The following is a 12,377-nucleotide window of genomic DNA, read 5'->3' on the forward strand; positions in this document are numbered from 1 at the left end:
CGGGCGCCTGTCGAGCGGGGAATGGTCCCCGCGAACGGGAGCCAAAACAAATGTCGCACGAACTCAGCCTCGCTCAGAACCACGCCTGGAACCTTGCCCGCACCCTGATGACGCCGGTCATCCTCTTCAAGGTCGATGACGACGAATACGGTGTTCTTCCTGCCGACGACCTTGACGGTGACGAGGTCGAGGCGATCTACGAATATTGCCCCTACACAGGGGGCCGGCCGGTTCATTGAACCGGCTTTTCCCGTCCGGCTTGCCGCAACCAAGCGGCAGGCCGCAAGGGAAGCTCCGCCGCGGCAGAAGCCGCGCCCTTGCCCCCTTTGCTTGTTGCGGCGGTTGCGGCGTGTTCCGCGAATTGTGCGGAAGAGATAGACTTGGAGAAAGGTCGGCCAAAAGGTGGCCGGGAGAAAGAATGGAAAAAGCAGATATCGAAGAATTGCGAGGCCGGGTGGGATGTGCGGCCGTGTTGGAGACGGGCGGCTTCGCGATCGATTTGAAGGAAAGCACGCGCAAGGCCGTAAAATATCGGCGCGGCGACGACATCATTATAGTCATCCACGACGGCAAGGGCTGGTTTGCCCCGCTCTCGGATGCCAAGGGCGATGTTTATTCGCTCGTCCAACATCTGGACCGCTGCGATTTTCTGCAAGCCTTGGTGCAGGTCGCGTCGCTCGTCGGTTTCCAGCCGCGTGAACCTGAATGGCAACGGCAATCGCGGGAGACGGAGTTGGATCAGTCGATACCGGACCGCTGGGCCGTGCGCCGCAGGCCGTGGCGGAGATCGGGGACCTGGCGTTATCTGCGCGACGAGCGACACATTCCCGAGCACGTGATCCGTGCTGCGATTGCCCAGAACCTCGTGCGCGAAGGGCCGCGCGGCAGCATGTGGGCGGCTCATCAGAATGACGATGGCGTCGTCACCGGCTGGGAGGAGCGTGGGCCGGAATGGCGCGGCTTTGCCTCCGGCGGCAGCAAGGTGCTGTTTCGGTTCGGACAGCAGCATGCGAATCGCATCTGTGTGACCGAAGCAGCAATCGATGCCATGAGCCTTGCCGCGATCGAGCGGATCCGGCGCGATACGCTCTATGTCAGCACTGGCGGCGGTTGGTCGCCGGCCACCGACAACGCGATACGCCTGTTGGCCAAACGGCCCGAAGCTCGCCTTGTCGCCGCCACCGACGCCAACGCACAGGGCGAGGCGTTCGTGTCCCGGTTGCGCGAGCTTGCCAGTGAACTCCCCTGTGACTTCGAACGTCTAAGGCCCTTGGCCGAGGACTGGAATGCGATGCTGAAGGACGCGGCAACCGCCTAACAGCGCAGATCGGACCTACTGCGGCACGACCTCCGCCGTCGTCATCGATGCGCAACGGGTGCGCCCAGGCGAGATTGGCTTCTCTTCGGACCGCCTCGACATCGCACTCAACCTGTGGCGCGTAGATCTCCAGCACAAGCCATGCGTGCTTCGGCATAGGTTCCTGCGGGCCGGTGAACCTGGCGCGAAACCATTCCAGATTGCCGCTGTGGAGCTTCTCGAGCTCTCCCCTCGTATGCATCTGACCTGAGACGAACACGACTGTCAGCGGCTCGCCGCAAACTGTCATTCTCTTGTTCTCGACAGCCTCTTGTCCCGCCAGCGGCAGGATGAGCCTGCTTTCCTTTCCCCCGCGCTGACCCCAGAACAAGCCGGAAAGCCTGGACGCGCAAGTCTGCCACAGGCGTCGACAAGCGCGTCATCCCCCGACTGGACAAAGCTTCGTCTTTTCGGGCGTGACAGCGTCAGGAATAGGCGTCGAGCAATCCAGGACTGGATCTGTCCTATCCGGCGCTTCCGGTTCGCCGGCCATGGCGGCGCCATGTTGCGACCAAGACAATGCCGAAGACGCGCCCGTGCGTCATGGGCGTATATCAGCTCGCCCATGCGGCAGAATCAGGGAGAAGGAAAGGAGAGGGGAGAAAACCCGGCTGCCGCATGCCCGCCAGCCGCGTCAAGTGTGAAGCTTCGCCCGGCTTCGCCGGCACTTGACCCGCCCGGGCGGAGAGGCGGCCGCAGGAGGGTGTCAGGAAGGGCTGAAGATGATGGTGATTCCGAAGAAGCACCGCGCTCCAGCCCGACGAGGCTGAAGGAGCCCGCCAATGAACCCCGATTCTCCGATCCGCAAAGTCTACCAGGGTATCGCCGATCGTCGGCAGATGTTCCGCATGTTCGACCGCCATGCACAGCGTCCTAACCGTTTCGACGCCGACGCCGGTCCCCTCTATTCCGGCGAATGGTTTGAGCATTCCGAAACCGAGCATGACTATATGTTCAATATCCTGCCGCCGCTCTTCATGAACGGCGAGATGTTCGCCATGCGCGAATTCCTCCTAGGCCAGATCACCAGCGTGTTTTTCACGCTCAAGATCGATGACCGCATGCGGTATTTTCATGCCTATTGCGATCTTGCTGACAAGAGGTCGCCCGCGCGCATGCGCGCCGCGATTGTCGAGCGGGAAAGCCGGCCCGTCCGCGCGATGACGCGTGAGGAACGCATCGAGCATATCTGGAGCTCGACCCACGACGAGTATCGCGGTTACGCCGATCGGCGCTTTCCGCGGGCGCACCGGGGCGGGCGGACAGTCATGTTCTTCGGTCCCGACCGAAGCCACGACTTCAAACTGCTTGACCAGCTCACCGACGCGGAAATCGCGGCAAAGCTACCCGTCAATTTGCGCCATCTCCCCATGGCCGTTGCAGCGTGAGGAGGCGACGATGTTCACATTTCCCATTGTTGCCGTTCGCAAGGTTATCGAGCGCGGAAAGACCGATGCAGTCAACAACGGTGGATTCCGCAATCCCTATTATGGTCTCAAACCGGGCGAGGGCGAGAAGCCAGGCCTATGGCTGGTCGGGGACGAAGGGGTTTACCTTCTTTCCAACGGCAAACTTGCCGAGGGTCAGAAGGCCTTCATCTGCTACGCCGAGGAGTGCAATCCTTCGATCAATCCCGACTCCTGGCACTACAAACGCCAGTATTTTGGGGGCGATGATGGCATCGAGTTCATTGATGCGGCCGAGGTCCTCCATCTCCTCGATAAAACACCTGATGCCACGCATCTCTGTGTCCAGCTGACCGACACAAGCATCTCACTCACCCCGACGCGCCAACCGCGCCAGCACTAACCAACTTCACCCCACTGCGCACATGCGCCGCGGCCGATCCCCGATCGGCTGCGTGCTTCCGCGCGCCTTCACTCAGGAGAACTTCTCATGTCCCATGACGACCCCTTCACCATCGATCTTTTCAGCAACACCGCTCTTTCGTCGGGTCTCGGTCTCGGCGTGACGGCTTTTGCCGGCAATTTCGAACCCGATGATGACCCCGATCCGTCGTCGCCCGCGCCAGCGATGCCGGTCGCGGCGATCGCGCGGGCACCTTCGAGGACCTCTAAGGAGCGTGCTTCGAACTTCTATCTCGCCGACACCCGTGGCCTGGCCCGGGGCTGGAAGGAGCGGGCCCGGGACAGTGTCGCAGCCATCCGGCTTGCGGCAGCGATCGAGGCCGACGAGCGTCCTGCCACCGCGCAGGAGCAGGAGCGTTTGATCCGCTTCACCGGTTTCGGTGCCTCCGATCTCGCCAACGGCGTCTTCCGCCGTCCGGGCGAGATTGGATTCCGCAAGGGCTGGGACGAGATAGGCTCCGAGCTGGAGTATGCCGTCTGCGAGAGCGATTATGCCTCGCTCGCGCGCTGCACCCAGTACGCCCATTTCACGCCCGAATTCATCATCGAGGCGATCTGGTCGGGCCTCCGGCGCATGGGATGGCGCGGTGGCCGTGTGCTGGAACCTGGGATTGGCACGGGGCTGTTTCCGGCATTGATGCCGGAGGCGCTGCGCAACCTCACCCACGTCACCGGAATCGAACTCGATCCCGTCACGGCACGGATCGCCCGGTTGCTGCAGCCACAGGCGCGCATCGTCACGGGCGACTTCGCCCGCACCGATCTTCCGTCGAGCTTCGACCTCGCTATCGGGAACCCACCCTTCTCCGATCGCATGGTCCGCTCCGACAGCGCCTATCGCCCGCTTGGCCTGCGTCTGCACGACTACTTCATCGCCAAGTCCATCGACTTGTTGAAGCCGGGAGCGCTGGCGGCATTTGTCACCAGTTCCGGCACGATGGACAAGGTCGATGTTTCCGCGCGCGAGCATATCGCGAAAGCCGCGGACCTGATCGCAGCCATCCGCTTGCCCGAAGGCAGCTTCCGCGCAGACGCCGGCACGGACGTCGTCGTCGACATCCTCTTTTTCCGGAAGCGCAAGGTCGGGGAGCCGGAGGGCGACCTTTCCTGGCTCGACACCGACGAGGTGCACCCCGCAACCGATGACGAGGGCGCGATCCGCGTTAATCGCTGGTTTGCGCGGCACCCGGACTTCGTCCTCGGCACGCACGCCCTCACATCGGGTCGTTTCGGCGAGACCTACACTTGCCTGTCGCGCACGGGCGACGATCTCTCCGCCCTGTTGTCGGCCGCGGTCACTCTCCTTCCGGAAGACCGCTATGACGGCGAACCCACGGAGATCGATTTCGATCTTGAGGATGCGGCCGACGACGCCCCCGTCGATCTTCTGTCCGAGCGCCATGTGCGCGAAGGCAGCTTCTTCTTCGACAAGGCCCGCGGCCCTATGCAGCTGATCGACGGCGAGCCCATCGCTGTGAAGGTCCGCAAAAGCCGCAGCGCTGATGGGATCCCGGAAAAGCATGTCCGCATCATTCGCAAGCTGATCCCGATCCGTGACGCGGTGCGCGAAGTGCTCAAGGCGCAGGAGCTCGGTCGGCCCTGGAAGGATCTGCAGGTCAAGCTGCGTATCGCCTGGTCAAGCTTCGTGCGTGACTTCGGCCCGATCAACCACACCACGGTGTCGATCAGCGAGGATCCGGAGACCGGCGAGACGCGCGAGAGCCATCGGCGACCCAACCTCCAACCGTTCCTCGACGATCCCGATTGCTGGCTGGTCGCTGCAATAGAGGACTACGATCTCGAAAGCGATACCGCCAGGCCCGGGCCGATTTTCACGGAGCGCGTAGTCTCCCCGCCCGCTCCGCCGATCATTACGAGTGCTGCCGACGCGCTCGCGGTTGTCCTCAACGAACGTGGGCGCGTCGATCTCGACCATGTCGCCGAGTTGCTGCACCGCGATCCGCAGGACGTTGTCGCTGAGCTCGGCAGCGCGATCTTTTGCGATCCGACCGATGGCTCCTGGCAAACGGCAGACGGCTATCTGTCCGGCCATGTCCGCGACAAACTGAAGGTCGCGGAAGCCGCCGCCGCGCTCGATCCGGTCTACGAGCGGAACGTAACGGCATTGCAGGGGGTGCAGCCCGCCGACCTTCGCCCCTCCGACATCACTGCCCGTCTCGGCGCACCGTGGATTCCGGCCTCTGACGTTGTCGCCTTCGTCAAGGAGACGATGGACGCCGACATCAGGATTCACCACATGCCGGAACTGGCATCATGGACCGTAGAGGCGCGTCAACTCGGCTATCTCGCGGTCGGGACCTCCGAATGGGGGACGGGACGCCGGCATGCCGGCGAGTTGCTGGCAGATGCACTTAACAGCCGGGTTCCTCAGATATTCGATACGATCAAGGAGGAGATGAGTGAACGCCGCGTGCTCAACGTCGTCGATACGGAGGCCGTCAAGGAGAAGCTTCACAAGATCAGGCAAGCGTTCCAGCGCTGGATCTGGTCCGAACCTGATCGCACCGAGCGCCTTTCGCGCGTCTACAATGACCGCTTCAACAACATCGCACCCAGAGCCTTCGACGGGTCTCATCTGAAACTTCCAGGCGCCTCGGCCGCCTTTACTCTTTATGGCCACCAGATGCGAGGGATCTGGCGCATCATCTCCGCTGGCGCAACCTATCTCGCGCATGCGGTCGGCGCCGGAAAGACGATGACTTTAGCCGCTGCGATCATGGAACAACGTCGTCTCGGCCTTGTCGCCAAGGCCATGCTCACCGTTCCCGGCCACTGCCTCGCTCAGGTCGCGCGCGAATTCCTGGCGCTCTATCCGAACGCCCGCATCCTTGTCGCCGACGAGACCAACTTCACCAAGGACAAGCGCGCCCGGTTCCTGTCGCGTGCGGCGACGGCGACATGGGATGCGATCATCATCACGCATTCGGCGTTCAAGTTCATCGGTGTCCCTTCGGCCTTCGAGCAGCAGTTGATCCATGATGAGCTGGAGCTGTACGAAAACCTCCTCACCAAGGTCGAAAGCGATGACCGCGTTTCGCGCAAACGCCTCGAGCGGCTGAAGGAGAACCTGCAGGAGCGGCTCGAATCACTCTCCACTCGCAAGGACGATCTTCTCACCATCGCCGAGATCGGCGTCGACCAGATCATCGTCGATGAGGCGCAGGAGTTCCGCAAGCTCAGCTTCGCCACGAACATGTCGACGCTGAAGGGCGTCGATCCGAACGGCTCGCAGCGGGCATGGGACCTCTATGTGAAGTCCCTCTTCATCGAGACCAAGAATCCCGGCCGGGCGCTCGTGCTCGCATCGGGAACTCCGATCACGAACACACTTGGCGAAATGTTCACGGTCCAACGGCTCATGGATTACGCCGCGCTGATGGAACGCGGCCTGCATGAATTCGATGCCTGGGCGTCGACCTTCGGCGACATGACGACCGAGCTGGAGCTTCAGCCATCAGGCAAATACAAGCCGGTGTCGCGCTTCGCCAGCTTCGTCAACGTCCCCGAGCTGATCGCGATGTTCCGATCTTTCGCCGACGTCGTCATGCCCGAGGACCTGCGCCAGTTTGTGAAGGTGCCGGCGATCTCCACCGGCAAGCGCCAGATCATTACGTCCAAGCCGACGCAGGCCTTCAAACATTACCAGATGATCCTGGCTGCGCGGATCGCGGAGATCGAGAAACGCGACCGGCCGCCAGAACCTGGCGACGACATCCTGCTCTCCGTCATCACCGACGGTCGCCATGCTGCTATCGATCTGCGCCTTGTCGATCCCGACCATGACAACGAGGCGGACAACAAGCTCAACAACCTCATCTCGAACGCCTTCAACATCTGGAGGACCATGGCGGATACCACCTATACTCGACGTGACGGGAAGCCGTTCGAACTTTCGGGCGCCGCCCAGATGATCTTCTCGGATCTCGGCACCATCTCGGTGGAAAAGAGCAGGGGATTTTCCGCCTATCGCTGGATCCGTGAAAAACTCATCCGTTTGGGCGTGCCTGCGGCCGAAATCGCGTTCATGCAAGACTATAAAAAGTCCGAGGCCAAGCAGCAGCTCTTCGGCGACGTTCGTGCCGGCAAGGTCCGGTTCCTCATCGGCAGTTCAGAGACCATGGGTACCGGTGTCAACGCCCAGCTTCGCCTCAAAGCCCTCCACCATCTCGATGTGCCCTGGTTGCCCTCGCAGATCGAGCAGCGCGAGGGCCGCATCGTGCGTCAGGGGAACCAGCACGACGAGGTCGATATCTTCGCCTACGCCACGGAAGGTTCGCTCGACGCCACCATGTGGCAAAACAACGAGCGTAAGGCCCGCTTCATCGCCGCAGCGCTCTCGGGCGACACCTCTGTGCGTCGCCTCGAGGATCTTGGTGAGGGCCAGGCCAACCAATTCGCCATGGCCAAGGCCATCGCGTCCGGCGATCAGCGCCTCATCCAGAAGGCGGGCCTCGAAGCCGACATTGCGCGGCTGGAGCGACAGCGCGCCGCTCACATCGACGACCAACATGCCGTTCGCCGGCAGCTTCGCGAAGCCGAACGTGATATCGAGTATTCCACGCGGCGGATTGCTGAGACTGGTCGCGATATCGAGCTTCTCGTTCCGACCGTTGGCGAGGCGTTCACCATGACCGTGGCCGGCAACGTCTACACTGAGCGCAAGGAGGCAGGCCGGGCGCTCATGAAGGAAATCCTGACCCTGGTGCAGCTCCAGAGACAAGGCGAGTGCATCATTGCCTCCATCGGGGGCTTCGATCTCGAATATGAGGGCCAGCGCTTCGGTAAGGACGGCTACCGCTTTACCACCATGCTGCTGCGCACCGGCGCGGATTATGAGATCGAACTTTCCATGACGGTCACGCCGCTTGGCGCGATATCCCGCCTCGAGCATGCACTCGATGACTTCGAGGGTGAGCGGCAGCGCTTTTCCCAGCGTCTCGCCGATGCCCGCCGCCGGCTCGTGTCGTACCAGTCTCGCGACAATGGCGCCGAATTCGCGTTCGCCGGTGAATTGGCCGAAAAACGACGACAGCTTGCGGAGGTGGACGCGGCTCTATCTGCTGATGTGGAAACACTGGCCACGCCTCTCAAAGGAAGCCGCATAACTCCGTTCAAGAGAGTTGTAGGCTGAAGAAGGCCTCTTAGCAGCGGCTGTCGAATGGGACGAGTCCGGTCCCCAAAACCAAGCGCCGGACGACCTTGGTTCGCGAACGTCTGTCGGATGGCTCGCAGGTCATGAACCTCCACTTTTGAAGGGGAAGTCCAGGGTGAAGTTTCGACGATGAGAAGGGAGAGAATGGAAAAAACACCGCTCGCAGATCGGGCGGACCGCTGACGCTTGCGCTCAACCGCGCCGCTCGCGATCCCGGCCACGTCGTCCTTCGCAGGGCTGTTAGCCCCGCTTGGCCTGCCGGGCAGGGATGCTCGGCCGCAGTTGCACCGGCCCGTCCGCTCTGCGGGCCGGGGGATGTCTTCGGGAAGAAGACGAGAAAGGACGCCGCGATTGGCGGTGTCCGGCAACCCCGTAAGGAGCATTTCCATGGAACTGAAGTTTGTTGATCCGCGCGCGCTGAAGGCGAACCCCCACAAGGCGCGGCGCGCCAAGTCCAGCCCACAGGCCGACACATTGCTGCTGGCAACGATCCGCGCCGTCGGCATCGTGCAGCCGCCTGTCGTCGCGCCCGAAATCGACGGCGGCAACGGCTATGTCATCGATGCCGGTCATCGCCGCGTCAAGCAGGCCATCGCCGCAGGGCTTGAGGAGATCGCGGTGCTGGTGATCGAGCGCGCCGAGGATGGTGGCGCGATGCGCTCGCTCGCCGAAACGCTTGCGCATGAGCAGCTCAATCCCGTCGACCAGTGGCGGGCAATCGAGCGTCTGGTTGCGCTCGGCTGGACCGAGGAAGCAATCGCGGTCGCTCTGGCTCTGCCGGTTCGCCAGATCCGGAAGCTGCGTCTGCTCGCCAATGTCCTGCCGGCTATGCTCGATCAGATGGCAAAGGGCGATATGCTCAATGAGAGCCAGCTGCGCACGATCGCTTCGGCCTCGCTCGACGAGCAGAAGGAGGTCTGGAAAAAGCACAAGCCCTCCAAGGCTGACCCGCAGGTCTCCTGGTGGAGCGTGGCGCAGGGCCTGCAGAAGACCCGCATGTATGCCCGCGATGCGAGCTTTGGCGACGAACTCGCGCAGGCCTACGGCATCGCCTGGGTCGAGGACCTGTTCGCGCCGGCCGATCAGGACAGCCGGTACACCACCGACGTCGAAGCGTTCCTTGGCGCGCAGCAGGAGTGGATGACGCAGCACCTTCCCAAGAAGGGCGTCATCACGGAGGTGAACAACTGGGGCCAGCCGGAACTGCCGAAGAAGGCCGAGCGCGTTTACGGCAAGCCGGGCAAGTCCGATCACACCGCCCTCTATCTTGATCGTGAGGGGAAGGTGCAGTCGGCCCACTTCCGCATGCCCGAGGCGAAGAAGCCCAAGAAGGGCGAGCAGACGCTTAGTGAGGGGGACGATGCTGCAATCGTCGTCAAGACGCGTCCCGATGTCACCCGCAAGGGCATGGAGATGATCGGCGATCTGCGCACCGATGCGCTGCACGAGGCGCTGTCGCGGGCGCCGATCGAGGACGACACGCTGATGGCGTTGCTGGTCCTCGCCTTCGCCGGGCAGAACGTCACGGTGGCGTCGGGTGCGCGCGACGTCTCGTATTGCGGGGCGGCGGGCCTTGGCGAACATGCCGCGCGCCTGTTCGACCAGGAGGGCAAGCTCGACTTCGACATGGACACGCTGCGCATCGCCGTGCGGTCCCTGTTGATCGACGTGTTGTCTTGCCGGGAGAACCGTTCGGACAGCGGGGTCGTCTCCCGCGTGGCTGGCGGCGTGATCGGTGCGGACAACTTCCTGCCCAATATGGGCACGGTAGACTTCCTCTCGTGCCTGTCGCGGCCGGCGCTCGAGGCGTCCTGCGCCGATACGTCGGTCCTGCCGCGCCAGAAGGTCAAGGACACCCGCGCGGCCCTGGTCGAACACTTCAAGGAGGGCCGCTTCGTCCATTCGTCGGCGCTGTTCGGGCCCGACCAGGCGAAGCTTGCGTCGTGGCTGAAGAAGAACGAGCGCATTGAACAACCGGACGATGGCACGCCGGAGGACCAGGATGAGTTCGACGGCGATGCAGTTGTCGAGCCCGCGCATGACTACGTCGATGAGGATCCGGCTCCGCAAGACGACGAGCTCACCGACGAACAGCGTGAAGCCTACAAGGTCGCCGCCGAGTAGAGCGGCTCCGCCTCAACTCTTGCGAACGATCTTTCCGCCGCCGGCACATCGCCGGCGGCGGTTTTGTTTCCACCATCAACATCATGGAGAAAAACCATGTCCGCCCAACTGATATTCGACCTCATGCCCCTGGGTTCGATCCTGACATATTCTGGTGGTTTCCCGCGACCACCGGAGCGGTTCGCCAAGAAGCTCGCCGCTTGGGAAAACCGCAATTCCGGCGGCCACCTGACCCGCAAACAGGCCGAAGCTCCTGTCGGCAATACGACGATCCCCGCGTCCATCACCCTGCACGAGGGCGACTACGGCAGTCAGGGCACGATCGTCTTGCGTGTCCACCGGTCGTTCTCGGTGAACAACGACCTGAAGTTCGCAGTCAAGGAGTGGCCGGCGATCGGCTCGGTCCTCGTTCTCGACCGCGCGGGCTACGATGCCGAGCTTGTCCATCTTGCCGCCCATCGCGCGGCCGCCGAGGCCTGGCTGACTTGCCACGGCTATCCGAACGCCGTTCTGCAGGAAATCTCGGCCGATACCGTCGCGGCGGATGCGGTGGAAGGGAGGGCAGATGCATGAGTGTGCGCAGCTCCGAGCATGATGTCGTCGAAAGCCGCCTGACTCCGGCGCGTTCCTCGAACGGTATCGTGCAAACCTGGCCGCCAGTACCGCCGACCATCGGCCGGAAATCGACGCCCTGTCGCGCAAGCTGGCACGGCAGGAAAGCACCATCACAGCGTTGCGGGCTCAGCTTCAATCAGAAGAGCTGTGTGCGTGATGCATGATGGCGTCCCCCCGCCAGGCCAAGCATCGATCCGTAGCTGAAATAATGGTCGCATCCACGGTGACCAGGCGGCCCGCATATGTTGGTGATGCGCTTGTGGAGCGGCAGGGCCAAGGAATGGCCAGGGCGGCGGATCGACCGGACGCTTATCGGTCTGCACGCCGGTGTCGTTGACCATCCCTCGGCCCGTCTTCCCGGCGGGTTTGCTGCGGTCTGAACCTGCGGCTGGTCCCTTCAAGACCGCTATCGCGCCGCGCAACGGCCGGAACCCGCCGATCTCGACAAGGCGGGCCCGCGTCCCGCGCAGGGACCAGTGAAGGACTGGCCCCCGCTTGTTCGCAAGCCGACCTCGCTCGCCTGGCAGGCTCCGGACCCTGAAGCGCCCAGCTTCCGCCGGTTCCTTTTGACCACACCCGCAGGGAAGACCGGCCGAGGGCCGGATCACCTGGAGGGCATCGCTAGAAAGGTAAGCTTCATGTCCAATTCAACCCGCTCCCCCAAGTCCAAAGCCCGTGTCGTCCCACTCCGCAAGGGCACGACCCTCGAAATGGTCCGGCTCTGCTGCCCGGACGGCAACCAGGCCACCCTCATCTCCGAAAGCTTCGGCCTCCCGGTCCTCGACAGCGACGGCATCCGTGAATTCCACCAGCGCAGCCTGATCGAAGGCGCCGATACCCTCTCCGAGGGGCTTTCCGACAAGGCCATGCAGATCCACCTGCAACGGATCGTCGGCTCCTATGTCGGCTCCGCCTATGGGGCAGGCCAGTTCTATTCGAAGGCCGTCACCGAGGCAAAAGATGCCACGGCCAAGCTCGCCAACGACATCCGCGACGAGGACCTCGACGGTCCGGTCGGCTTCGACAGCAACTCCCAGCGCAAGCGCGAGTTCGCAGCCGACATGGGTCTACAGTCGCACGCCTTGCGCATGGCGGCCGAGGGTGCCGTCGCGGCTTACGAGCACATCGTCGGCGAAAGCTGGAAGCCCTATGAGCGCCAGGTCGACAATCCCGGCCACAACGCCAGCCGGCAGGCTGCCGATCTCCAGATGGCGGCACTTGGCTGACCGCCAAGGGCGGA

General features: G+C 63.0%; 8 protein-coding genes. All 8 read left to right on the forward strand.

Translation table 11 applies throughout. The annotated features are described in order from the left end of the window. Window positions 1-50 precede the first annotated feature (50 nt). The 8 genes from FJ948_RS21035 (at window position 51) to FJ948_RS21075 (ending at window position 12,363) form a co-directional block, all read left to right on the forward strand. A complete protein-coding gene (locus FJ948_RS21035; RefSeq protein ID WP_140707735.1) occupies window positions 51-239 on the forward strand; it encodes a hypothetical protein in 189 nt (62 codons plus the stop codon). Window positions 240-418: 179 nt separating this feature from the next. Then, window positions 419-1,318: a DUF3991 and toprim domain-containing protein gene (locus FJ948_RS21040; protein WP_140707737.1), complete on the forward strand. Its 900-nt coding sequence runs from the start codon at window positions 419-421 to the stop codon at window positions 1,316-1,318. 821 nt (window positions 1,319-2,139) lie between these two features. Beyond that, a complete protein-coding gene (locus tag FJ948_RS21045) occupies window positions 2,140-2,745 on the forward strand; it encodes a DUF1419 domain-containing protein (RefSeq protein WP_140707739.1) in 606 nt (201 codons plus the stop codon). 10 nt (window positions 2,746-2,755) lie between these two features. After that, the gene (locus FJ948_RS21050; RefSeq protein WP_140707741.1) at window positions 2,756-3,166 is read left to right on the forward strand and encodes a DUF3085 domain-containing protein; all 411 of its coding nucleotides are present in this window, start codon (window positions 2,756-2,758) and stop codon (window positions 3,164-3,166) included. Between the two features lie 87 nt (window positions 3,167-3,253). Continuing rightward, window positions 3,254-8,377 carry a lactate dehydrogenase gene (locus FJ948_RS21055; protein WP_140707743.1) on the forward strand — a complete coding sequence of 1,708 codons (5,124 nt, stop codon included), beginning with the start codon at window positions 3,254-3,256 and terminating at the stop codon, window positions 8,375-8,377. Between the two features lie 408 nt (window positions 8,378-8,785). Then, the gene (locus tag FJ948_RS21060; protein ID WP_140707894.1) at window positions 8,786-10,522 is read left to right on the forward strand and encodes a ParB N-terminal domain-containing protein; all 1,737 of its coding nucleotides are present in this window, start codon (window positions 8,786-8,788) and stop codon (window positions 10,520-10,522) included. A gap of 96 nt (window positions 10,523-10,618) precedes the next feature. Continuing rightward, a complete protein-coding gene (locus FJ948_RS21065) occupies window positions 10,619-11,095 on the forward strand; it encodes a hypothetical protein (RefSeq protein ID WP_140707745.1) in 477 nt (158 codons plus the stop codon). Window positions 11,096-11,775: 680 nt separating this feature from the next. Continuing rightward, window positions 11,776-12,363, forward strand: a complete 588-nt coding sequence (locus FJ948_RS21075) for a hypothetical protein (protein ID WP_140707896.1) — start codon at window positions 11,776-11,778, stop codon at window positions 12,361-12,363. Window positions 12,364-12,377: the final 14 nt, after the last annotated feature.

This window comes from Mesorhizobium sp. B2-3-12, assembly GCF_006442205.1.
Classification (GTDB): domain Bacteria; phylum Pseudomonadota; class Alphaproteobacteria; order Rhizobiales; family Rhizobiaceae; genus Mesorhizobium.